Annotated in this window: 22 protein-coding genes and 1 pseudogene; 16 read left to right on the top strand and 7 right to left on the bottom strand. The window is 55.2% G+C overall.

What is annotated here, in order from left to right:
* The first annotated feature begins 385 nt into the window (after positions 1 to 385).
* Positions 386 to 2,977 (top strand): methyl-accepting chemotaxis protein, encoded by a 2,592-nt coding sequence (locus K5Q35_RS04820; RefSeq protein WP_220798624.1) that lies wholly within the window; start codon positions 386 to 388, stop codon positions 2,975 to 2,977.
* A 317-nt stretch (positions 2,978 to 3,294) separates the two neighbouring features.
* On the opposite strand, the gene metG is transcribed toward K5Q35_RS04820, so the two are convergent.
* From metG to K5Q35_RS04800, 4 genes are all read right to left on the bottom strand, one after another.
* On the bottom strand, positions 3,295 to 5,013 hold the full coding sequence (gene metG, locus K5Q35_RS04815) for a methionine--tRNA ligase (RefSeq protein WP_220798623.1): 1,719 nt from the start codon (positions 5,011 to 5,013) through the stop codon (positions 3,295 to 3,297).
* Between the two features lie 69 nt (positions 5,014 to 5,082).
* Positions 5,083 to 6,315, bottom strand: coding sequence for an MFS transporter (locus K5Q35_RS04810; protein ID WP_013961951.1), 1,233 nt, complete (start codon positions 6,313 to 6,315; stop codon positions 5,083 to 5,085).
* Between the two features lie 64 nt (positions 6,316 to 6,379).
* Positions 6,380 to 6,976, bottom strand: a complete 597-nt coding sequence (locus K5Q35_RS04805; RefSeq protein WP_220798622.1) for a YceI family protein — start codon at positions 6,974 to 6,976, stop codon at positions 6,380 to 6,382.
* A gap of 57 nt (positions 6,977 to 7,033) precedes the next feature.
* Positions 7,034 to 7,651, bottom strand: coding sequence for an ImuA family protein (locus tag K5Q35_RS04800; RefSeq protein ID WP_013961949.1), 618 nt, complete (start codon positions 7,649 to 7,651; stop codon positions 7,034 to 7,036).
* A 146-nt stretch (positions 7,652 to 7,797) separates the two neighbouring features.
* On the opposite strand from K5Q35_RS04800, the gene K5Q35_RS04795 reads away from it, so the two are divergent.
* The 5 genes from K5Q35_RS04795 to K5Q35_RS04775 all read left to right on the top strand — a co-directional run bounded on the left by K5Q35_RS04795 (position 7,798) and on the right by K5Q35_RS04775 (position 12,828).
* Complete coding sequence (locus K5Q35_RS04795; RefSeq protein WP_220798621.1) at positions 7,798 to 8,841, top strand: aldo/keto reductase; 1,044 nt, start codon at positions 7,798 to 7,800, stop codon at positions 8,839 to 8,841.
* A 98-nt stretch (positions 8,842 to 8,939) separates the two neighbouring features.
* Positions 8,940 to 9,854: a 3-keto-5-aminohexanoate cleavage protein gene (locus tag K5Q35_RS04790; RefSeq protein WP_220798620.1), complete on the top strand. Its 915-nt coding sequence runs from the start codon at positions 8,940 to 8,942 to the stop codon at positions 9,852 to 9,854.
* Positions 9,851 to 10,342, top strand: a complete 492-nt coding sequence (locus K5Q35_RS04785) for a lipocalin family protein (protein ID WP_220798619.1) — start codon at positions 9,851 to 9,853, stop codon at positions 10,340 to 10,342. The genes K5Q35_RS04790 and K5Q35_RS04785 overlap by 4 nt, the downstream gene beginning before the upstream one ends.
* On the top strand, positions 10,339 to 11,808 hold the full coding sequence (locus K5Q35_RS04780) for a carnitine 3-dehydrogenase (protein WP_220798618.1): 1,470 nt from the start codon (positions 10,339 to 10,341) through the stop codon (positions 11,806 to 11,808). The genes K5Q35_RS04785 and K5Q35_RS04780 overlap by 4 nt, the downstream gene beginning before the upstream one ends.
* A gap of 102 nt (positions 11,809 to 11,910) precedes the next feature.
* Positions 11,911 to 12,828, top strand: coding sequence for an EamA family transporter (locus K5Q35_RS04775; RefSeq protein WP_220798617.1), 918 nt, complete (start codon positions 11,911 to 11,913; stop codon positions 12,826 to 12,828).
* On the opposite strand, the gene K5Q35_RS04770 is transcribed toward K5Q35_RS04775, so the two are convergent.
* The gene (locus K5Q35_RS04770; protein ID WP_220798616.1) at positions 12,821 to 13,540 is read right to left on the bottom strand and encodes an NUDIX hydrolase; all 720 of its coding nucleotides are present in this window, start codon (positions 13,538 to 13,540) and stop codon (positions 12,821 to 12,823) included. The two genes, K5Q35_RS04775 and K5Q35_RS04770, sit on opposite strands and share 8 nt — an antisense overlap.
* Positions 13,541 to 13,584: 44 nt before the next feature.
* Complete coding sequence (locus tag K5Q35_RS04765) at positions 13,585 to 14,001, bottom strand: DUF983 domain-containing protein (RefSeq protein ID WP_220798763.1); 417 nt, start codon at positions 13,999 to 14,001, stop codon at positions 13,585 to 13,587.
* A gap of 205 nt (positions 14,002 to 14,206) precedes the next feature.
* On the opposite strand from K5Q35_RS04765, the gene K5Q35_RS04760 reads away from it, so the two are divergent.
* The 4 genes from K5Q35_RS04760 to K5Q35_RS04745 all read left to right on the top strand — a co-directional run bounded on the left by K5Q35_RS04760 (position 14,207) and on the right by K5Q35_RS04745 (position 16,177).
* Entirely contained in the window at positions 14,207 to 14,653 is a 447-nt protein-coding gene (locus tag K5Q35_RS04760; RefSeq protein ID WP_220798615.1) for an EF-hand domain-containing protein, read from the top strand.
* A gap of 80 nt (positions 14,654 to 14,733) precedes the next feature.
* The gene (locus K5Q35_RS04755; protein ID WP_220798614.1) at positions 14,734 to 15,324 is read left to right on the top strand and encodes a sigma-70 family RNA polymerase sigma factor; all 591 of its coding nucleotides are present in this window, start codon (positions 14,734 to 14,736) and stop codon (positions 15,322 to 15,324) included.
* A 10-nt stretch (positions 15,325 to 15,334) separates the two neighbouring features.
* Positions 15,335 to 15,673, top strand: a complete 339-nt coding sequence (locus tag K5Q35_RS04750; RefSeq protein ID WP_220798613.1) for a hypothetical protein — start codon at positions 15,335 to 15,337, stop codon at positions 15,671 to 15,673.
* 3 nt (positions 15,674 to 15,676) lie between these two features.
* Positions 15,677 to 16,177, top strand: a complete 501-nt coding sequence (locus K5Q35_RS04745; RefSeq protein ID WP_220798612.1) for a periplasmic heavy metal sensor — start codon at positions 15,677 to 15,679, stop codon at positions 16,175 to 16,177.
* Between the two features lie 6 nt (positions 16,178 to 16,183).
* Here the strand turns inward: K5Q35_RS04745 and K5Q35_RS04740 are convergent, their stop codons facing one another.
* Positions 16,184 to 17,590: a diguanylate cyclase gene (locus K5Q35_RS04740; RefSeq protein ID WP_259650458.1), complete on the bottom strand. Its 1,407-nt coding sequence runs from the start codon at positions 17,588 to 17,590 to the stop codon at positions 16,184 to 16,186.
* Positions 17,591 to 17,688: 98 nt separating this feature from the next.
* On the opposite strand from K5Q35_RS04740, the gene K5Q35_RS04735 reads away from it, so the two are divergent.
* From K5Q35_RS04735 to K5Q35_RS04715, 6 genes and pseudogenes are all read left to right on the top strand, one after another.
* A complete protein-coding gene (locus tag K5Q35_RS04735; RefSeq protein ID WP_013961937.1) occupies positions 17,689 to 17,973 on the top strand; it encodes a DUF3572 domain-containing protein in 285 nt (94 codons plus the stop codon).
* Positions 17,970 to 18,662, top strand: a complete 693-nt coding sequence (locus tag K5Q35_RS04730) for an HAD family hydrolase (protein WP_220798610.1) — start codon at positions 17,970 to 17,972, stop codon at positions 18,660 to 18,662. The genes K5Q35_RS04735 and K5Q35_RS04730 overlap by 4 nt, the downstream gene beginning before the upstream one ends.
* A gap of 105 nt (positions 18,663 to 18,767) precedes the next feature.
* Positions 18,768 to 20,330: a trimethylamine methyltransferase family protein gene (locus tag K5Q35_RS04725; RefSeq protein ID WP_220798609.1), complete on the top strand. Its 1,563-nt coding sequence runs from the start codon at positions 18,768 to 18,770 to the stop codon at positions 20,328 to 20,330.
* Positions 20,331 to 20,402: 72 nt separating this feature from the next.
* Positions 20,403 to 20,990 (top strand): heme NO-binding domain-containing protein, encoded by a 588-nt coding sequence (locus tag K5Q35_RS04720; protein WP_013961934.1) that lies wholly within the window; start codon positions 20,403 to 20,405, stop codon positions 20,988 to 20,990.
* A pseudogene (locus K5Q35_RS22845) lies at positions 20,987 to 21,196 on the top strand (GGDEF domain-containing protein); the annotation flags it as partial. The gene K5Q35_RS04720 and the pseudogene K5Q35_RS22845, both read left to right, overlap by 4 nt.
* Positions 21,197 to 21,250: 54 nt before the next feature.
* A complete protein-coding gene (locus K5Q35_RS04715; protein ID WP_308443341.1) occupies positions 21,251 to 21,982 on the top strand; it encodes a GGDEF domain-containing protein in 732 nt (243 codons plus the stop codon).
* Positions 21,983 to 22,018: the final 36 nt, after the last annotated feature.

Here is a 22,018-nt window from a genome sequence, read left to right as displayed (position 1 = left end):
GACGTGTACTATCCGTTGTCTCTATGGTGAGCGGCCGCTCTGCATATGGAAGAACGTCGAGTGACGTTCATGTTGGGGATGGTGCGCCCGAAAACACGTTGTTTATCACAGCTTCATTGTTTTTCACTGCGGTAGGCTACACCCTGTTGCCGTCCCGCGTGGGCTTTCAAAAGCGTCACGAGATACCTAAAAATCATTGCGCTGTTCCTGTGTGATTTAGCGGATTGTTTCAGCGTCTGAGCGATTTTGAATTCTGACGTTCGCGCAGCTCAGTTTCCCGTCCCTGTTAAGTGCTCTGTAACACCTGTGATGTAATTGTTTCTCGAAAGGGACAGAGGGTGAACACCTCTGCTGTTCGGTACACTGCTTTTACTGGGGTTGCATAATGCCATTTATTAAACGTCTGAATACCCACGGAAATCCACTTAATACTCTGTTTGTCAAATGTACGTTCATGGTCATTTTATGCGTTTTGGGGGTGGTTGCCACCATCTCCGTGAATGAAGCGCGAAGCAAGACAAAGCTGACCGAAAAAGCGTTGGGCGAACGGGCTTCCGAAGTCACGGGTTTGATGTCCACACAATTGGGCGGTGCAATCAAATTCGGCAATTCCGACGCGATCAGCGAAATTGTAACGGGTGTTATCGAAGCTGCCAGCCCCGATGCAACAGGCGCCCGCGTCGTTACGGCCAACGGGGATGTGCTCTACGACAGTTTGCCAGGCACGCATGATGCAGCAATGATAGAAGTCCTGATGTCTCAGGTCATTGCCGAGGGTGAGCGCGTGGCCTCGCCGGATGGTTTTACCAAAGCGGTTCCGGTATTTTTCGGTGACGATAACGCTCTGGCGGGTGTAGTTGTCACCCATTGGGACGAGACACATCAGTTGGCTCTTCTGCGTTTGACACAGAATAAGAATCTTATGCTGGGATCTGTGGCAATGCTTGTCGGTTTGATCTTGTCCGGCTTGTTTTTGCGCACGCAAATGTCAAACCCACTCTCTCGGATTGAGGGCGCGATGACCAATATCGCCGATGGAAATTATGACGATGAGGTGCCTTTTACCAGACGCGGAGATGAGATTGGCAAGATTTCACGTCGCTTGGACAGCTTTCGCATGTCGCTTTCAGAGGCGAAGGCGGCAGAACTAGAAAGCGCCTTCAAAAGTGCTGCTTTCGGTGGATCGAGTGCGCCGATGATGATGGCGGACGACAAGCTATCGGTGATCTTTATCAATCCGAGCTGCGAAGCGTTGCTTGACGTATTGGATGCGGACCTTTCAAAGGTCTGGACTGGTTTCAGTGCTGGCGCGGCACTTGGATCGAATTTGACAGATTTTGCACCTCTCAAGCCAATTACTGATCAGGTTATGGCATCCGGACGATCGGCATTTCCCTTGTCGGAAATTGTAAAAATTGGCGATCATCTGGTGGAATTGTCCCTCAATGCTGCCCTTGATGAGCAAGGCAATATGATTGGTGCCGTTATCCAATGGAGCGACCGCACGACAGCCGTCCGGAATGCAGCAGTTCTTGATGCGATCGACGGAAACCAGCTTCGCGTGGAATTCAACGCCAAGGGCCAGGTTGTGGGTGCAAATGCAAACGTCGAGACCCTTGTTGGGGCAAATGCTGACGCGCTGATGCACAAAGCGTTTGGTGAGTTCTTTGCGTCTGATGCCGAGGCTTCTCTGACTGGCGCACAAATGCTTGAGGTCGTTTTGCGAGGAGAGTCGCTCTTTGGGCAATTCAAGCTATCGGCGTCCGGGGGCGAACCGGACAAGCAGGTGGATGGCAGCTTTGCAGCAGTTTTGAACCCCGAAGGCTCTGTTGAGCGGGTTATTTTTCTGGGAACGGATGTTTCGGAAAACGCTGCTTTGATCCGTGAAGCTGAAGAAGAACGTCTGCGGATTTCAGAACAGCAAGCGGACGTCGTGGACGCTTTGGGTGTCGCGCTGAAGGGTTTGGCTGACGGTGATCTGTCAAAGGAGATTACTGCTACGTTCCCACCAGATTATGAGAGCCTTCGCCGAGATTTCAACTTGGCCGTGGAGTCGCTGCGCAGTGCCGTAGCAGCCGTCACACAAAACGCCGACTCGATCAGAAATGAAGCTCAGGAAATTACAAGCGCAGCGGATGATCTATCCCGCCGAACAGAAAAGCAGGCCGCAACCCTTGAAGAAACGGCAGCCGCGCTTGACGAACTTACAAGCTCTGTGCGCTCTGCTGCTCAAGGCGCTGATGAAGCATCAAGGATGTCTGCCGAAGCTCAAACAAACGCAGAAACTGGAGGCGAAATATCGCGCCAAACCGTTATCGCCATGAACGGTATCAAAAATTCGTCAGAAGAGATTTCCAAAATCACTTCGGTTATTGATGATATTGCCTTCCAGACAAATCTTTTGGCCCTCAATGCCGGCGTGGAGGCCGCGCGCGCGGGGGAAGCGGGACGGGGTTTTGCGGTCGTTGCAACTGAGGTTCGTGCGCTTGCTCAAAGGTCTTCTGACGCCGCTCGTGAGATCAACACTTTAATCACGGACTCAGGTGAGCAAGTAAAGCTGGGTGTCGATCTCGTTGATAAAACTGGCGATGCTTTGGGCGCAATTGTCAGTTCCGTAGCAGAGATTTCGCAGCGGGTATCCGGAATTGCTTCATCGTCAAAAGAACAGTCTGTTGGATTGAATGAAATCAATTCCGCGGTCAATGACTTGGACCACGTGACCCAGCAGAATGCAGCAATGTTCGAAGAGACAACGGCTGCCAGCCACGCTCTGACCAGTGAAGCAGACGCACTTGTCTCTGCAGTCACCAAATTTGAACTTGGCAACAACAGCCAACCAGTACAAGGAAACGCGGAGCCAAAACCAGCGAAGGTAGAGCGCGCTGCACAATCAAGACCCATGTCGGACGGCAATGCGGCCTTGGCTGTTGATCAGAATCCGATGCAGGAACTTGATAAAGGTTGGGAAGAGTTTTGATGGAGTCGATGAGCATCTGTCATTGAACTAGTAGACATTGAGCCGAACCCCATGATCCTTATTTTAAGAACGGCGATCATGGGGTCATGTTGATGTATCATGTCCACCTGCCAGTGCCGCATTGTCGTGAGTATTGTTGCGGTTAATCTTGAACAGTTGAAGTGCAAAGCTTGCATCGTTCAAACTGATGCTGCCGGATGTGCGCAGGATGACGCACTTGCAGCCTCAGTTAAACGAACGGTAAGCCATCTTCGCGTGGCTTAGCTGCGCAGGATTCTGTTCACCGTTGTCAATTCAATGTGGTTCTGATGGCTTTTTCAGTTTCTCTTGCCTGAAAATTGCTCACTATATCGCGCGCAGTCTTCATCCGTTATCTTTGCAAAGAGCACTTCGGGAACCTCGAATGCTTCACCTGCTGTCAAGTTGATGAGGAAGTCCTCACATTTGTTCGGCCAAGGCGCGGCGGGGTGCCCAAGGCAGTTCAGTATTTTCTCAGACGCCTCGGGCACGAATGGCGAGGATAAAACGCCAAACAACAGAGCCAGATTTAGTCCCAATCTGGTTTGCATTGCTGCGGTTTCAGGGTCCGTTTTGAAAACTGTCCAAGGGGCAACCGTTTGCAGGTATTCGTTTCCGCTGGCCCATATGGCGCGAAGCTCCTGTGCCGATTTTCGAACTTCCATAGCGCTCATGTTGTCTTGGTAGCGGGCCAGGCTCTCATCAAGCCTGTTCAGCAGGTCCAATTCCGTCGGCCCGTAATGACCGCCAGCAGGAACCTGATCTCCGAATTTGGCAGAACAGAACTTTGTGATCCGGCTCACGAAATTGCCCAAAACGTCCGCGAGATCCTTGTTTACGGATGTTTGGAAGTTTTCCCAGGTAAACTCCGCGTCGCTGTTTTCCGGCGCGTGGCTGAGCAGCCACCAGCGCCAATAATCAGCCGGCAAAATGTCCAAAGCCTGATCCATGAAAATGCCGCGGCCCTGCGAGGTCGAAAACTGTCCACCGTCATAATTCAGATAATTGAAAGACTTGAGGTGATCGACCATTTTCCATGGCTCGCCTGAGCCAAGAAGGGTCGCAGGAAAGCTCAACGTATGAAAGGGCACATTGTCTTTGCCCATAAATTGCGTATAGCGCACGTCTTCGGCGCCTTTGTCCGTGCGCCACCACCTTTCCCAATCTGACGGTTCGAGGCTATTTGCCTCAGCCCATTCCGACGCACAGGCTATATATTCGATCGGCGCATCAAACCAAACATAGAACACTTTGCCTTCCATGCCCGGCCAGTCCTGCGTGCCCTTCTTGACGGGGATGCCCCAATCAAGGTCTCTTGTGATGCCACGGTCGCGCAAACCATCGCCGTCATGGAGCCATTTTTTCGCTATCGAAGTCGTGAGAATCGGCCAATCCGTTTTGCTGTCAATCCAGGCATCCAGCTGGTCTTTGAGAACCGACTGCTTGAGATAAAGGTGCTTTGTTTCACGCACTTCGAGGTCTGTAGATCCCGATATGGCCGAGCGTGGTTCTATCAGATCAGTTGGGTCCAATTGTTTGGTGCAATTCTCACATTGATCACCGCGCGCCTTATCATAACCACAGTTGGGGCAGGTTCCCTCGATATAGCGGTCCGGTAAAAACCGACCATCAGCATGTGAATACACCTGCTTTTCGATTACCTCATCGATCAGGTTTGCAGCATCGAGCTTGCCTGCGAAATGTTGTGTCAACGCGTGGTTTTGCGGGCTTGAGGAGCGTCCGAAATGATCGAACGACAGCTGGAACCCCTTGGCGATCTCAGATTGAATAGCATGCATTTCCGCGCAGTATTGGTCCACAGGCTTGCCAGCTTTGGCCGCTGCCAATTCGGCAGGCGTGCCGTGTTCGTCGGTTGCACATAGGAATAGAACCTCGTGCCCACGTGCGCGCAGATACCGTGCATATAGGTCAGCAGGCAGCTGGCTGCCAACCAGATTTCCCAAGTGTTTGATACCATTGATATAAGGAATCGCGGAAGTGATGAGGTGACGTTCCAAAACATGGCTCCGTAGGCTGATTTCTGGCACCCGGTCTACCTCAGGTGATCCGCGAGGGCTACGGCGAAATTAACTGTCTTTGTCACGTTTGCGGCTTTTCCCGGTGAGCCTGCCGATCAAGAACGATGTCCGCGGTGCGTAGGTATAACGGGTTCTGTCCAAGGGGGATGGGCGTGCGCGCATGCGGGTCAGACCGAACACGACAAGCAAAACATGCCCGGCAGCGATCATCATGAACAGCGCGCCGGGCCCATAGCTTTCGATCAGCAGGGAGGCGAGATAGGGGGCCGCAATTGCGCCGAGGGCAAAGTAAAACATCAAGGCAGCGGACAGTTCCACCCGTTCATCGTCAGTTGCAAAATCATGCGCATGTGCAGCGGCAACGGAGTATATCGGAAATGTTGTCAATCCAAACAAACCCGCCGCGAGCATAATGCCGATGGTGCCGAGACCGGCAGAGCTGATGGTGACGGCAGAGCTGGCAATGGCGGCGATGGAAAGCCAGATCAGGACCCAGCGCCGGTCATATTTATCGGCCAGCCAACCCATAGGATATTGCGCCAAAGCGCCGCCAAGCACAAAGGCTGAAAGAAAGTAGGCGATTTGTTCAGTGTTTAAGCCAACTTGTTGTCCATAAACGGGACCGACCATTCGAAACGAGGCGCTGGACAAGGCCGCGACGATGACGGCTGCTGCCGCCAGGGGGGATCGATCCCACGCAAGTCTGGGGCGCAACCGGGGGGAGCCGGGTGTCTCGGGCTGCTTTACGGTGGACAGGGTGATGGGCAAAAGGGCGGCACAGCAAATGATCGCCAGAATATTGTAAGAGACATAGGATGCAGGCTCCAGCACGCTGATGACCATCTGGGCGGCGAGCGATCCTGTCATATCGACAATGCGGTAGACGCCCATTGCGCGCCCGCGGGTTTGGTTGGTGACCTTCGCTTGCAGCCATGCTTCGATTACGGTGTAGCATCCGGCGACACACATGCCCGAGGCGATGCGCATCAAGGCCCAGGCATAGGGATCGACCACAAGCATATGGCTCATCAGGCCAATGGCACCCGCAGCCGTGAAGGCGGCGAAAGCGCGGGAATGACCGACGCTGCCCATCAGACGCGGGGCCCACCAGCATCCGATAAAGAAACCCAGAAAATGAGCGGACCCCAGCAAACCAATCTGCTGTTTCGAAAAGTCGAGGGTCAACCCTGAGAGCGCGTCAAGCGGCCCAACACCGCCGGACGAAAGCTGCAGCAGGAGTACGGACAGAAACAGAGCGGCAAAAGAAATCAGGAGGCGCATAACACCTGCAACTTACGCTCTTGCGCGATGCCACCTTGCGCTTATTCGACAAATGGCGTCGTTTTTATGCACGGGCACGGATTTCTGCGCGGATGTCCAGCCGCACAATGTCATCTGCGAGATCGGGGTATCCGCTGGCGCCATAAGCCGAGCGGCTAAGCTGTCCGTCTAGTTGAATAAAGAGCACGGAGAGATCATCAGGGGGCGTTCCTGCGGGGCGGCTTAAGACGGCGTCCAGAGTTATCGGTCGCGTGACACCGCGCAGCGTAAGCTGGCCTTCAATCTGCGCACCTTCGGAAATGCGACCCTTGGCGCCTAGTCGGATGCGCGTCGATTCGAAGGTCACCAGAGGATGGGTGGCGGCATCCAGTAATTCACGGCTTTTTATCGCCTGCGTGATGAACACAAGCCCCGAGCGGATCTCGCGAATGTCAGCAGTCACCCGCGCTGTGGAATTGGAGAGATCTCGACGGTCGACCAATATGTCTGCCTGTTGAACGGGAACGGTGCCGGATTGGCTCGCGCCATTGGCCGTAAAGATGAAGGCAACGCGGGAGCCTTGCGCAACCAGTTCATAGCTCTGGCTGCTGGTGTGCCCCACGGTTGCAAAAGCGCTCAGCGCACTGGCGATCAGCAATCGTCGTGTAATTGGTGAGGTCATACGGCGCTGCTCCTGTTGGTATATGAGATAGGGCAGTTTGCTCAGCTGTCTCGAAATTCACGGTCTCTTGATAGAGAGCGTTCCTGCGTCTTTCGATTTACGGACCGTCCAGTCTTTGGGAGGGGCCGCGCGGGCCCGTAGCCTTTCCAGCCGCCAGCATTCATACTCGCTTGCGTGCTGCGGGTTCAGATGCCAGCGTGTTTCAACACCCGCTGCACCACCTTGTCCCGGAGTCATCAGCAGCCCGGATGAAGATCCCGTAGCAATTTTGCTGCCTGTTTCTGCGGCCAGATGCATACGTCTGACCTGCGTCAGATTGGGCAGGTCGGGCAGATCCACAATGCTCAAGGTGACAGCGCCCGAGCGCAAAACCTCCTCCATCGTCCACAGCAGGTCTTCTGTGCGTTTTGGGGATACAAAAATAAGGCGTGCAGGGTTTATCCAGGCACAAACACCATCACTGTTCAACTTTTCCTGACCCCAGGCCGGGGCGATCCAAAGCACCGGGCCCTCTGTTTGCGCGGCCAGCCACATCGCAAAACTGCGTCGCGCAGGGCCACTGACCTCATGCACGCGCCCCTGCACCAGAGCCATTTCCGGTGCATCGGGGATAAACGCTAACGCCGGGGCTGTATATGCCGGACGGCGCGCCAGAAGAGGATGAGAGATCGCCATACCAAAATGTATAGTGTTCTATTTTTGTTCTCAACGCTAAATTTGCCAAAACGCAAGAAACCCGGCTCATTTAGAGACCTTGTAAACCTACTTGCGGTAATCGCAGCCCTGATTACTGTGAGGCGAGCAGGAAAAGGAAATACACGATGAAGATGAAGTCACTGGGGCACTCCAGAATTGAAGTATCGGAATTTTGTTTGGGGTCCATGACTTGGGGGACGCAAACCAACACAAACGAGGCGCATGACCAGATTGACCGTGCGTTGGACGCGGGCATCAATTTTATCGACACTGCCGAAATGTACCCGGTGAACCCGGTCTCGGAAGAGACAATCGGGCGGACGGAACGCATCATCGGATTGTGGTTTGAACGCGATGAGCGGCGCGAGGATGTGATCCTTGCCACCAAACACTCGGGCGAGGGGTTGGCAGCTGTTCGGGACGGCGCGCCCATTTCATCCGCGACAATTGCCGAAGCGATTGAGGGGGCGCTGCGCCGCCTGAAAACCGATTACATTGATCTCTACCAGTTTCACTGGCCGAACCGTGGCAGCTATATGTTTCGCAAGAACTGGACCTATGACCCTTCGTCGCAATTGATGCTGGACACCAAACACCACATGGAAGACGCATTGGAGGCGCTGCAAAAGCAGGTCAAACGCGGCACGATCCGCGCCTTTGGGCTCAGCAACGAAAGTGCGTGGGGCACCACGAAATGGATCGAGGCGGCGGAACGTGTTGGCGGACCACGGGTTGCATCCGTACAAAACGAATATTCCTTGCTGTGCCGTTTGTATGACACCGACATGGCCGAGATGTCGCTTCAGGAAGATGTGCCGCTGCTGGCGTTTTCTCCCTTGGCTGCAGGATTGCTGACCGGGAAATATCAGGATGGCGCAGTGCCTGCGCACTCGCGCATGTCGCTGAGCAGTAATCTTGGTGGGCGCAAGACAGATCGCGCGTTTGACGCGGTTCAGGCCTATCTTGAGATCGCGCAGAAACACGACCTTGATCCCACACAGATGGCATTGGCATGGTGCAAAACCAGACCTTTCATGGGCTCCATCATTTTTGGCGCGACCACAATGGAGCAGCTGGAGGTTTGTCTCGGCGCGATTGATCTGGAACTATCAGCAGAGGTTGTGGCGGATATTGACGCGGCCCATCGGGCGCATCCTATGCCCTACTAGCCTTACATTTATGCGGTATCCTTTGCGGCAGAATCGGATTATCCCGGCTTTGCCGGGCACTTCATTTGTCCGTGTTGTGCGTTAGAAAGGGATGAAAGATGCCGCTGGCCATGAACAAAGACGTTTTTATCACTTGTGCTGTGACCGGTTCAGGGGCCACGCAAGACCGCAGCGCGAAAGTGCCAAGATCACCACAAAGCATTGCCGAAAGCGCCATTGACGCGGCCAAAGCAGGGGCCGCCATTGTTCATTGCCATGTGCGCGATCCGGAAACTGGCGCGCCAAGCCGTGACCTGGCCTATTACCGCGAGGTGACGGACCGCATTCGGGATGCTGAGGTTGATGTGATCCTGAACCTCACGGCCGGTATGGGGGGCGATATGGTTTTTGGGGGCACGGAAAGCCCGTTGCCCCTGAGCGATGCCGGAACTGACATGATCGGCGCGACCGAGCGGGTGGCACATGTCGCTGCCTGTCTGCCGGAGATATGTACTCTGGATTGCGGCACGATGAACTTTGCTGAATCTGATTACGTCATGACAAACACACCGGGTATGCTCACGGCGATGGGTCGCATGATGACCGAGATGGGCGTCAAACCAGAGATCGAAGCCTTTGACACCGGGCATCTTTGGTATGCAAAACAACTGGTTGCGGATGGTGTTCTGGATAGTCCGGCGTTGGTTCAGCTTTGCATGGGCGTGCCTTGGGGCGCGCCGGATGATCTGAACACATTCATGGCGATGGTGAATAACGTACCACCCGATTGGACGTTTTCGGCCTTTGGTCTTGGGCGCAATCAAATGGCCTATGTCGCCGCAGCCGTGCTGGCTGGTGGAAATGTGCGGGTTGGACTGGAAGACAACCTCTGGCTTGAAAAAGGGGTGCTGGCCGAGAACTGGCAACTGGTGGAACGTGCGCACAGCATTATTGAAAATATGGGGGCGCGCGTCATCGGCCCTGCCGACGTGCGCGCACAACTTGGTCTCGAAAAACGCGCGCCACGCGAATGATCTTTGCGCGCAAGGTCCTGTTGGCGCTGATTGCATCCCCCTTGCTTGCGTCCTGCGCGGTTCAATCCGAGGGACCGTACCGGGACACCACAGCCCCGATTGGGGTGACAGCGCGCTTTGACGCTGCACTTTTTTCCGGATCATGGACCCTTTGGGAAGCTTTTGGTCCGGCACAGGCGGGCACTGTCGTCTTTGAACAAGTGGACGGATCGCTGCGCATGTCGGGATCTGCTGCACAGGCTCTGGCCGGAGACTATAGCCCCGGCGTACAGGGCGAATTGATCCCTGACAGCACCGCGCGCGAAACACTTGTGGTTATGTGGGTGGATGAAGACTTTGAAACGGCGGCCATCGGAACGGTTTCAGGCAGCTTTGGCGCGATACTTGATCGGGACGGTATCGTGCCGCCTGATCGTGCAAAGGCCGCGCGCGATATTTTGTCGTTTTACGGATGGGACGTCAGCGCATTGGAAAGGACAGCTTTGTGACACATACAGCAGCCATCATCGGTGGTGGTGTGATTGGCGGCGGTTGGGCCGCGCGCTTTTTGTTGAACGGCTGGGATGTCCATGTGTTTGATCCGGACCCTGAGGCGGAGCGCAAACTAGGACAAGTGCTTGCCAATGCCCGGCGCAGCCTGCCGGGGCTTACGGATGTGGCGCTTCCAGCGGAAGGACGTTTGCAATTCTGTACCACGCTTCAAGGCGCTGTAGAGCACGCAGACTGGATACAGGAAAGCGTGCCTGAACGGCTTGAAATCAAACATAAAACAATGGCGGCAATACAGCAGGTATGCCGCCCAGAGGCCGTTATCGGCTCGTCGACATCAGGATTTAAACCCTCCGAGTTGCAAGCAGGAGCCGCACGACCAGAGCAGATCATGGTCTGCCATCCGTTCAACCCGGTGTATCTTTTGCCCTTGGTCGAAGTCGTCACGACGCCGCAAAACGGCTCCGAACGAATTGATGTCGTCAAAACTCTTTTACAGGGTGTGGGTATGTATCCGCTGCATCTGAAAAAAGAAATTGACGCGCATGTGGCAGATCGTTTTCTGGAAGCGGTCTGGCGCGAGGCACTCTGGCTGGTGAAAGACGGGATCGCCACGACCGAGGAAATTGACGACGCGATCCGCTACGGGTTTGGGATACGCTGGGCGCAGATGGGACTGTTCGAAACCTATAGGGTTGCCGGCGGCGAGGCTGGTATGAAGCACTTCATGGCCCAGTTCGGACCCGCGCTTAAATGGCCCTGGACCAAGCTGATGGATGTGCCGGACTTCGACGATGATCTCGTTGATCTTATCGCCGGGCAGTCTGATGATCAGTCCGGCGCTTACACGATCACTGAGCTGGAACAGATCAGGGACAACAATTTGGTTGCTATGATGCGCGCGCTCAAAACCCAAGATTGGGGTGTCGGCGCGTTGCTGACGAAACACGAAGATCATTTGCGCGAGTCTGGTACAGAGGCGCAGCCTGTGGATCACACGGCACCCGTTGTGACCGGAAACCGCGTGGTGCCGCTGGACTGGACCGACTACAACGGGCACATGAACGAGGCGCGGTATTTGCAGGCATTTGCGGATGCGACGGATCAGTTCATGGCCATAATTGGGTGTGATGCCGCCTATATTGCAGCAGGTGGCAGCTATTTCACCGCGGAGACGCATATTCGACATCTGGATGAGGTCAATGCAGGCCAGATCATTCGGATTGAGACAACTGCGTTAGGCGGTGGCGGCAAGAAACTGCATTTGTGGCATGAGATGTATGTGGCCGAGAAGATGATCGCCACGGGGGAGCATTTTCTGTTGCATGTGGATCTCAAGACGCGAAAACCTTCGCCTGCAAGTCCCGCCGTGGATAGCGCGTTGAAAGAATGGGTTGAGGCACATGGCGAGCGGCCACGTCCGGAAGGGGCGGGGCGCGCAATTGTTTCATCACCGCCGCGCTGAAACAAAGCGCTGTGATCCGGCGGAGCGAGCTGGCGCTCGCATTACATTTTTTTTCTGCATCGCGGCTGAGTTGGGAGACAGGGTTTTGAGGGATGAGGCAGCATGAACCTGTTCCAATCCGAATTGTGGATTTTGGTCTCTTTCGCCGCGGCGGGATTTCAGACGGTGCGGTTCTTGCTGCAAAAGGTTCTTTCGACAGCACTACTCACCCCGACAGGGGCCACTTTTGCGCGCTTTGTCTACTCAGCGCCAATCATTGTTGTTGCGATGGCGGGGTATGTAAAAGTCAGCGGTGCGCAGGTTGCGTTTCCGTCCGTCGATTTCTGGGCTTATTCGGTCATGGGCGGCTTGGCGCAAGTGCTTGCAACGATCTGCGTTGTGACACTGTTTAAAACACGGAACTTTGCGGTCGGAATCACTTTCAAGAAGACCGAGGTCATCTTGTCCGTCGCTGTGGGGCTGATTTTGCTGGGGGAAGGTGTCAGCCTAGCGGCCTTTGGGGCCATTGCCCTCGGCCTTGTCGGGGTGCTGCTGTTGTCCAAACCACCGGATGTTGCCGGGTGGGGTTTGGGACAGATGTGGAACAAAGGCGTGGCTTTGGGGCTGAGTGCCGGTGCGTTGTTTGCGGTTTCTGCGGTAAGTTATCGGGGTGCGTCCCTTGAGATCGCGGTGGCAGACCCGATTGTTCGCGCCGGTGTCACCCTTGGTGCTGTGACGACGATGCAGATGATTGGCATGGGGATGTGGCTTTGGTGGCAGGACAGAGCACAGATTTCCGCCGTTTGGCGGGTCCGTCGGGTCGCGGTTTGGATTGGATTGTTATCCTTGGGCGGTTCATTTTGCTGGTTTTTGGCCTTTACGCTGCAAACTGCAGCTTATGTCAAAGCCGTCGGTCAGGTGGAACTGGTTCTGAGCCTGCTGGTGTCCATTCTTTTCTTTTCCGAGCGTGTTTCCTGGCGTGAACTGACCGGGATCGCCGTGCTTTGCGCGTCTATCGTCTTGTTGATCCTGGTCACCTAGGCTGCGTTATCGCATCCCTGTTGCCTTGCAGGCGCAGAAACAGGCTCTCTTCATCGTTGTTTTTGAAAAAGGGAACGCTGTCCGGCGGGGAAGGTTGGTCCACGCGCGCTTGTATCTCAGACAGAACGACTTCAGTTATGAACGGCATGTCAAAGCTGCGCGCGTCTTCAAGGCTCACCCATTGCAGGTGAGACAATTCATCGGATGCGGCGGAAAAATCGTCCAGGTCGCTGACAACTGACGCCGCATCGACGAGAAAAAAACGCGCATCAAAACGTCGGGGCCGTCCCGGGGGCGTGATCGCACGAAATACGAACTGCAGCGCGCGCGCGTCAGGTATAAAACCTGTGGCCGCGAAATCCCGCCAATCCTCATGTGGTGTCGATGCCCATGTGCCGGGCGTGCCGAGCACAAGCCCGGTTTCTTCCCATAGCTCACGGATGGCGGCTACGGCCAAGGCATGCGCCAACCCGGCGGGTGCGTCATCTTGCAGTCGATCAAGGCAGGGGCTTGGAGGTCGCGCTTTCAGGTGGATATCGCCATCAGTGTGATCCACGGCCCCCCCGGGAAAGACAAACTTGTTCGGCATGAATGCGGCTTTTGCCCCGCGTTGCCCCATCAGCACGCGCGGCGTCGTTTCGCGGTCGCGTAAAACGATAACCGTTGAAGCGTTGCGCACGGCTGTTTTGTCTATGGGCGGGTGTTCAGTCACTGAGCGTGCCCCCTTGTTGACGATCGTCGGCGTTCAGAAACGGCCTAGGCGCCAAAGCCACCCATACCACGGGCCCATTGGTACCCGACAATGGCACCTTTCAGCCGGGGTAACAAATACAGCGACAGCGCCACACATCCAACCGCGAATATGGTAAAAAGCGTCAGAGGTTCGGGGCGCCATGTCACAAAGGCAACGTGCAAAAGCGGTGCCATCAGGTGGCCCACGAATAGGATCGTAAGGTAGGCCGGGCCATCATCTGCGCGATGGTGGTAGAGTTCCTCACGGCAGACGGAACACACATCATTTACTTTGAGGTACGATTTCATCAGTGGACCACTGCCACAGTGGGGACATTTACGGCGCCACCCGCGCAGCATGGAGCGCTTTGTGTCGCGTTCCTGTTCAGGCGCGGCATCGCTGTTTTCGAAACTTGCGTGTTGATCTGTCACTCTGTTCATATCGTTCATCGACGTGCCTGCGGGTTTTACAAGTTCTGACTTGTGCGCCCTCAATGTGTCGATTGAAAGATGGTCTACGGTCACTGCGGCGGGATGTCGCGAAAAAGAATGTAAATTTGCGACGGAAACATGCAGGTGCTGCGTTTGAGTAAGTGTCGGTACAAAAAAAGAGCGCTGACGCGTCGAAAATAAACAGGAGATGACAATGAAACGACTCACATCTACAGCAGGTGTTGCGCTGTGCGCGATTGTTCTGGCGTCTGGCATGGCAGTGGCAAAATCTGGGCATGATCGCAGCCCGGTGACTTTTGAAAGCCTTGATGCAGACCAAAACGGTGAGATATCACGCGCAGAGATGCAGGCGAGCCGTGCTTCTCATTTGTTGCGTGCAGATACGAATGGGGATGGGCAGCTCAGTCTTGAGGAGCTGGAAGCACAAGGAGCGGAGCGCGCAAAAGCACGCGCAGAACGCATGATGTCACAGTTAGACACAAATGAGGATGGCGCATTGTCGCAAGAAGAAATGCTGGGTGGACAACGTGCGACGCGTCGTTTTGACAGAGTTGACCGTGACGGTGATGGTGTGATTTCGCAAAGCGAGTTTGAAGCCGCGCAAGACCGGATGGTCAAACGGCGCCCTGTGGACGAATGATGGGCCTTTGGCGGTCATCATGATCGTCAGCAAGTAGTGCGCCGCACCCAGTGTCCGGTGTGGCGCATTACTTCAATTGCATGGATGTAACCTTGAGTGATCACTCAAATACCGAGGCCGAACAGTTGCTGCGCCGCTATGCAGACGGTGATCCGTTGGCGGCTCAGGCGCTGACGAAACGGTTTCTGCCACAGGTGTACGGACACGCAAAGCGGCTCTTGAATGATGAAGCAGAGGCGCAGGACGTCGCGCAAGAAGCGATGTTGCGGCTTTGGAAAATTGCGGCCGTCTGGCGCAGTGGTGAGGCACAGGTATCGACGTGGCTGTATCGCGTGACCGCAAACCTGTGTACGGATGTTTTGCGAAGGCGGCGTTCCGTGGGCTTGGATGAAATTGCCGAACCTGCTGATGCACGGGCCAGTGCTACGCATCAAATCCAGCAAAAGACACGGACAGAGGCGTTGCAGTCTGCATTGAACCAGTTGCCAGCCCGTCAACGCGAGGCCGTCGTGTTGCGCCATCTTGAAGGACTGGGAAATACAGAGATTGCACAGATCATGGAGATCAGCCCACGCGCGGTTGAAAGTTTGACCGCGCGTGGAAAACGGGAACTAACGGTGCGCCTGAGGGGGCACCGTGCAGAACTTGGGTATGTCGATGACCAGGAATGACGAACAGAGGATGAAAGAAGTTGACCAACTTCTGGCTGCCGCACAATCCGAAGAGCATACGCCGCCGCATGCGTTGATGGCACGCGTGTTGTTGGATGCAGACCGTATTCAGCAGGCACGCACAAAGCCTGCAAGGAGAGGTTTTTTCCGGCAATTGTCGGATGATCTCAATTTATGGCCTATGCTGGGCGGCCTGGCCGTTGCCTGCAGTCTTGGTTTCTGGGTTGGCATTGATCCACCCGTGGGCCTGTTTGACCCGATCGAAACAGTTTTCTGGAATGACAGTTTTACCGAGCTGGAAGAGGCTGCCGAATTGTCCGGATTCGGTTGGGACCTTGGGGAGATTTAGCGCGTGGATAAAGATAAGGCGGAAACCAAAATGGGTAACACAGCATGGCTGAAAATCTTGCTCGGCGTGTCGCTGGCATTAAACCTCGCCGTCGCGGGTTTTTTTGTCGGCGCGTTTTTGCGTGATGGCACGGAAGGGGTAAAGGGGCAAAGAGGTCCCGGTCTGGGGGCCTTCGGGGCGCCTTACATGATGGCTTTGCCGCGTGAGGACCGCCGCGATATCCGTCGTGAAATGAAGGAATCACACGATGCATCCGTCCCGTCCCGCGTTGAGCGCCGCGCCTTGTTTGATGCGGTTCTGGCCACGTTACGGGCATCACCCTTTGATGTAGCAGCTTTGCAGGACGCCGCATCCCAACAAGCTGAGATCACGGTTTTGGTTCAGCAGCGCGCACAGGCGGCCTGGATTTCAGCAGTAAGCAGGATGACGGATGCCGAGCGGATAGCCTATGCGGCAGCGGTCGAAGATATTCTGAACCACGGTCCTAAAAAGCGCAAACCTTGAGAGTATTTACGCAGCGGGGCGGGCAAGATTGACCTGATTTCGCCCCTGCAGCTTGGCCTCGTAGAGTGCTTTATCCGCAGCATCGAGCAGTTCATTCGCGTCTGGCGCCGGGCCTTGCACGCCACGCATCTTTCGGACGCCGCCCATTGTCACGCCGATGGAAATTGTCACTTGAACGAGCTCATTTGAGCCCGGTATCTTGAAGCCTTGCCCGCCGATTTTCCGGCACAGCCTGCTGGCAGAGACGCGGGCTTCGCTGAACGGCGTTGCGGGCATGACGATCAGGAATTCTTCGCCACCGATACGCGCCAGCAGATCCACGCCGCGCAGGTTCTCGCGCAGGCGCCGCGCCGCTTCCACCAACACAGCATCGCCTGATGCATGGCCATAAACGTCATTGATCTGCTTGAAGTGATCCAAGTCCGCGACCATGACAGCGAAACTGCGTCCGGTGGCTGCCGAATGTTCGGCAACGCGCGACAGATGGGGCAGGGCGTAGCGGCGGTTGTGTAAACCCGTCAGCGGGTCCGAAACGGCGGCCTTTAATCCGGTGCGCACAGTTGCGCGCAACTGATCTGCGATGCGCTTGCGCCGCATCAACGCCTTGATACGCAACACCAGTTCTTCTTTGTCAAACCCGTCGGTCATCAGATCATCCGCACCAAGATCGAGCGCATAAGCGCCAAGCCCGGGGTCGGGGCGCGGTTGTATCACCAGGATACCTGCATGGCGGGTAATCGCGGTTGCCCGCACCGCCGCGAGCAGGCGCAGGATCTCTCCGCTGACTTTATCTCCATCATCGAGAACCAGAATGAAGACATCGGGAATGCGCCCCGGCGTCAGATCGCGCAACGCCGTTTCTGGTGAGGCTTGTGTCAAAGACGACCTTAGATGCGGGCGCAACTGTTGGATCCAGCTTTGTGCCGTTTTCAGACCAGAGCACACCATGACGGTACGTCCCGCCGGGCCGAAGTCGGTGGAATCTTCGGCAAAACCAAGGGCTCTGGATGTATCATCGCGCATTTGCCACTCCGCAGCAGTGTTGTGGGCCCTGATCAAGCTGCGCACCCGTGCGAGCAGCAATGTGTCATCAATGGGTTTGACCATGACGTCTTGCACGCCAGCCTCCAACGCTGCCAGCCGGCTTTGCGTGTCGGGTCGGCACGCCACAACCATCATGGGAATGGATCGTGTTTGCGGGTTTCTGTTCAATCTGCCGCACAGGTCGGCTGCATCACCGTCGGGCAAAGCCATGGCTGAGATGATGAGGTCAGGTGCATGTCTCAGAGCAGCAACACAAGCTTCATCCGCGGTTGAGGCTTGCAGGACTTCGTAGAAAGCAGACGCAAGTTTTACCTTTAAAACAATGCGATTAGTGGATATCGCATCTACTATGAGAATTTTGCCCTGCACGCTGATTGCGACCTTTCTTAAGGAAATTCGGGTAGGCGACTTTGATCGCAGATTGGTTAACAAACCGTTTCAAATAGTTTTAAAATTAGAGGTGTCGCATGTCCTATACGCAAGAGTCCGCCGAAGTCATCGCCCTGCAGGCGTTGGGGTGGCTGGCGGGTGATGAGGAATTATTGCCGGTATTTCAGGGCTCTAGCGGGGCCTCTGAAGCTGACCTGCGGGCGGGGGCCAGCGACGCCGTTTTTCTGGCGTCCGTTTTGGATTTCATCATGATGGATGATGCATGGGTGGTTCGGTGTTGTGACCATCTGAAAATTGAATATGCAAGTTTGATGATGGCCCGTCAGTGTTTACCCGGTGGTGCGCAGGTGAATTGGACATGAAAGCGCTAAAAGCCGTTATTTTTGACAAGGATGGCACCTTGTTTGATTTCTCCACGACGTGGGAGGCATGGGCCGCGGCATTCCTGCGGCGAATCGCGGAAAGCGATGCGCAGGCAGAATTGCTGGGGCGCCGGGTCGGTTTTGACATCGGGCGGCAAAAATTCGCGCCCGACAGCGTCGTGATCGCGGGCACGCCAATGGAAGTGGCTTTGGCGTTAGCTTCGGAGTTGCCAGAGTTGACGGTTGACGAATTGGTAGACGTATTGAACGAAGAGGCCGCCTCTGCACCACAGGCCGAAGTTCTGCCCCTGTCGCCCTTTCTGAGCCTGTTGCGGGGCATGGATTTGAAGCTCGGGGTGGTGACAAATGACGCAGAGGCACCGGCGCGCGCGCATCTCGCGGCTGCAAACGTCGAAGACGGCTTTGATTTCATCGCGGGTTTCGACAGTGGCTTTGGGGCAAAACCAGCGCCGGGCCAGTTGCTGGCCTGCGCGCAGGCCATGAACATCGCGCCTGAGCAAATTGTAATGGTCGGTGACAGCACGCATGATCTGCTTGCCGCACAGCGTGCGGGAATGCGCGCCGTTGGCGTTCTGACCGGTCTTGCAGGTCATGAAACCCTTGCGCCCTACGCAGATAAAGTCCTGCCCGATATATCCGCGCTGCCCGATTGGATATCATCGCAGTAAAACGGCAAAGAGCCGAAAACGACGAAAGTCGTCGCGAATAAGACGGTCTGAGCCGTAGCTCTCTGTGTTCTTTAAGGAGCAGGAGAGCGGAGAAGGAACACGTCAATGTCTGATCGCGCAACTAAACGGCGGTCCCGCACGGGGGGCCGCGCAGGGGCTGCTACTCGGCGTGGCACGGCTGTTATCGAACAAATGCCGTGGAAGCCGCCGGTGAATATGGATCGCCCGACGGAGCCTCTTTCAGAGGAGGGTGTTGCGGCGATCCACGATGGTGCGATGCGCATTCTGGAAGAGATCGGCATCGAGTTCCTCAATCACGAGGCATTGGGTGTTCTGAAAAAGGCAGGGTGCACGGTCTCGGGTGAAAATGTGCGCATGGGGCGCGAATTTGTGATGGAGTGGATCGCCAAAGCACCGTCCGAATTCACGCTGACCCCGCGAAACACGGATCGCAAGATCACCATCGGCGGTAAAAACCTCGTCTTCGGCAATGTGTCTTCGCCACCGAATTACTGGGATATGGCGCTTGGCACGAAAGTGCCGGGAACACGCGAGATGTGCCGCAACCTGCTCAAACTCACACAATATTTCAATTGCATTCACTTTGCAGGCGGATACCCGGTTGAGCCGGTGGACGTGCATGCCTCCGTCCGCCATCTGGACGTGCTGTTCGATAAACTCACTCTGACGGATAAGGTCATGCATGCCTATTCGCTTGGCAAAGAACGTGTCGAAGATGTGATGGAAATGGTACGTATCGCCGGGGGCCTGTCACATGAAGAGTTTGACGCAAGTCCACGAATGTACACGAATATCAATTCTACCTCACCGCTTAAGCATGACATTCCGATGCTCGATGGCTGGATGCGTCTGGCGCGCCGGGGACAGGGGCTGGTGGTAACACCATTTACGCTCGCGGGCGCGATGGCTCCCGTCACCATGGCCGGGGCTGTCGCGCAATCGCTGGCCGAAGCATTGTGTGCCGTTGTGCTGGCACAGATCATCCGCCCAGGATGTCCGGTGGCGATTGGCACGTTCACGTCCAATGTTGATATGAAGTCCGGTGCGCCGGCCTTTGGCACACCTGAATATATGCGTGCCACGCAGATGACAGGGCAGCTTTGTCGGTTCTACAATCTGCCGATGCGCTCTTCCGGTGTGTGCGCGGCGAATGTGCCGGACGGGCAGGCCATGTGGGAAACGTCCAACAGCCTTTGGGCGGCGGTCCAATCCGGGACAAATATGGTCTATCACGCGGCGGGCTGGCTGGAAGGTGGTTTGATCGCGAGCCCCGAAAAATTCATCATGGATTGTGAGGTGTTGCAGCACATTCAGCGGTATATGGAACCTGAGATTGTGGCAACTGGACCTGATGAGATCGCGATTGAAGCGATTAAGTCTGTCGGAAATGCGGGGCATTTCTTTGGCATTCAACATACACAGGATCGCTATGCGACCGCCTTTTATCAGCCCTTTTTGAGTGATTGGAAAAACTATGAGGGTTGGGAGGCTGCTGGTGGTGTTTGGACACCGGAGCGCGCACATGTAATGTTCAAGGAGATTATCGCCAGCTTTGAAGAGCCGCATATGGATCCTGACATCCGCGCGGAATTGGCGGCTTTTGTGGAGCGGCGCAAACAGGAGGGCGGTGCGCCCACCGATTTTTGAGCGGCGCTGAAATTAACCGTTAAAATTTGAGCTGTTGGACAATTATTAACTGCTCTGAGGCATGTTAACGCCATGCACGGTTTAATTAATTGCGGAATTCAACGATTCGTCATCGATAGTTATGGTGACGCGAAATGGCGTGAGGTCACACACCACGCCAGGTTGCCATTTACCGATTTCGAAGCGATGTGGATCTATGATGATGAATTGACGCCGCGCGTTTTGGCGTCTGTTTGTCAGGTTTTGGACCGCCCCCAAGACGATTTGTTGGAAGACATCGGCACGTATCTCGTTTCCCACACCAATGTGCAGGCTTTGCGACGTTTGCTGCGGTTTGGTGGCGTCACCTTTGTGGAGTTTTTACATTCGCTGGACTATTTGCCGGATCGCGCGCGTCTGGCCGTTTCAAATCTTGAATTGCCACGATTGGAACTTTTTGAAGAAACTGACGAGCGATATAGTCTGCACTGTTACAGCGTGAATGCGGGATGGGGTTTTTTGTTCATGGGCGTCCTGCGCGCCATGGCGGATGATTACGGTGTTCTGGCCTATCTTGAGCACAAGGGCGTTCAGGACGGCTGCGAAGTTGTCGAGATCACGCTGCTGGAAACTGAGTTTGCCGCCGGGCGCGATTTCGACTTGGGGGCAAAGCGGGCATGAGCGGGAATTTGTGTCATGAAATGCTGAACGTGCTCTGCCCGATGCATATTGTGTTCAATCGCAACGGCGAAATAACGTCTTGTGGTCCAACAGCGCAAAAGATTTTCCCTCAGGGGCTGATCGGGCGCCGCTTTCTGGACGTGTTTAGCATTAAGAGGCCCAGAAAAATATCTACTCTGGACGCGTTGACAGCAAATACCGGTGTGCGCCTGAAACTGCAGTTTCAAGATATGCCTGACAGCCAGTTGCAAGGGGTGGTCATGCCGGGCCCTGATGCCGGGCAGATGGTGGTAAACCTGTCTCTCGGGATTTCTATCATCGATGCGGTAAGTGATCATAACCTGACGGCCGCCGATTTTGCAGCGACGGATTTGACGGTTGAAATGCTATATCTGGTGGAAGCCAAATCCGCAGCGATGGAGGCATCACGGCGTCTGAACGAAAGGCTACAAGTTGCACGTGTCGAGGCTGAAGAACTGGCACTGACCGACACGCTCACTGGCCTCAAAAACCGGCGTGCGGTCGATCAGGAACTCTCCACGGTTTTGAACCTTGGCACTCCTTTTGCCTTGATGCATATTGATCTGGATTTTTTCAAGGCTGTGAATGATACCCTTGGCCACGCGGCGGGCGACTATGTACTTCAACGTGTGGCTGGCATCATGAACAATGAAACGCGCAAAGTGGACGTGGTCGCACGTGTGGGTGGCGATGAATTTGTTATTCTGATCAAGGGCACGGAGGAGCACGCGCATATTGAGCGTATTGCTGATCGGATCATTACAAAATTGCAGAGTCCGATTTTCTTTGAAAACGAGGTCTGTCAGATATCAGGAAGTATCGGGACGGTCGTCGCGGGCGATTACAGTGAACCAACCGCTGACGTGCTCCTGGGTGATGCGGATGCGGCACTTTATGCGGCAAAGCATGCTGGCCGGGGGTGTCACCTGTTCTTCTCACCAATGATGCGAGACATGCCGCAAACCGCTTGAGGCGTGCAGATCGCAAACCATCTGCTTGACCGAAAC

It is taken from the genome of Roseobacter sp. OBYS 0001 (assembly GCF_019654895.1).
Classification (GTDB): domain Bacteria; phylum Pseudomonadota; class Alphaproteobacteria; order Rhodobacterales; family Rhodobacteraceae; genus Roseobacter; species Roseobacter litoralis.
This window is presented reverse-complemented; position numbering and strand designations above follow the sequence as displayed.

What these genes read in the sequence shown, in the direction of transcription:
- K5Q35_RS04775 (WP_220798617.1), top strand. Translation starts at nt 11,911, where the DNA reads ATGAACCTGTTCCAATCCGAATTGTGGATTTTGGTCTCTTTCGCCGCG.
- K5Q35_RS04795 (WP_220798621.1), top strand. Translation starts at nt 7,798, where the DNA reads ATGAAGATGAAGTCACTGGGGCACTCCAGAATTGAAGTATCGGAATTT.
- K5Q35_RS04735 (WP_013961937.1), top strand. Translation starts at nt 17,689, where the DNA reads ATGTCCTATACGCAAGAGTCCGCCGAAGTCATCGCCCTGCAGGCGTTG.
- K5Q35_RS04720 (WP_013961934.1), top strand. Translation starts at nt 20,403, where the DNA reads ATGCACGGTTTAATTAATTGCGGAATTCAACGATTCGTCATCGATAGT.
- K5Q35_RS04765 (WP_220798763.1), bottom strand. Translation starts at nt 14,001, where the DNA reads ATGAACAGAGTGACAGATCAACACGCAAGTTTCGAAAACAGCGATGCC.
- K5Q35_RS04790 (WP_220798620.1), top strand. Translation starts at nt 8,940, where the DNA reads ATGCCGCTGGCCATGAACAAAGACGTTTTTATCACTTGTGCTGTGACC.
- K5Q35_RS04800 (WP_013961949.1), bottom strand. Translation starts at nt 7,651, where the DNA reads ATGGCGATCTCTCATCCTCTTCTGGCGCGCCGTCCGGCATATACAGCC.
- K5Q35_RS04730 (WP_220798610.1), top strand. Translation starts at nt 17,970, where the DNA reads ATGAAAGCGCTAAAAGCCGTTATTTTTGACAAGGATGGCACCTTGTTT.
- K5Q35_RS04805 (WP_220798622.1), bottom strand. Translation starts at nt 6,976, where the DNA reads ATGACCTCACCAATTACACGACGATTGCTGATCGCCAGTGCGCTGAGC.
- K5Q35_RS04760 (WP_220798615.1), top strand. Translation starts at nt 14,207, where the DNA reads ATGAAACGACTCACATCTACAGCAGGTGTTGCGCTGTGCGCGATTGTT.
- K5Q35_RS04810 (WP_013961951.1), bottom strand. Translation starts at nt 6,315, where the DNA reads ATGCGCCTCCTGATTTCTTTTGCCGCTCTGTTTCTGTCCGTACTCCTG.
- K5Q35_RS04750 (WP_220798613.1), top strand. Translation starts at nt 15,335, where the DNA reads ATGAAAGAAGTTGACCAACTTCTGGCTGCCGCACAATCCGAAGAGCAT.
- K5Q35_RS04785 (WP_220798619.1), top strand. Translation starts at nt 9,851, where the DNA reads ATGATCTTTGCGCGCAAGGTCCTGTTGGCGCTGATTGCATCCCCCTTG.
- K5Q35_RS04715 (WP_308443341.1), top strand. Translation starts at nt 21,251, where the DNA reads ATGCCGGGCCCTGATGCCGGGCAGATGGTGGTAAACCTGTCTCTCGGG.
- K5Q35_RS04755 (WP_220798614.1), top strand. Translation starts at nt 14,734, where the DNA reads ATGGATGTAACCTTGAGTGATCACTCAAATACCGAGGCCGAACAGTTG.
- K5Q35_RS04725 (WP_220798609.1), top strand. Translation starts at nt 18,768, where the DNA reads ATGTCTGATCGCGCAACTAAACGGCGGTCCCGCACGGGGGGCCGCGCA.
- K5Q35_RS04820 (WP_220798624.1), top strand. Translation starts at nt 386, where the DNA reads ATGCCATTTATTAAACGTCTGAATACCCACGGAAATCCACTTAATACT.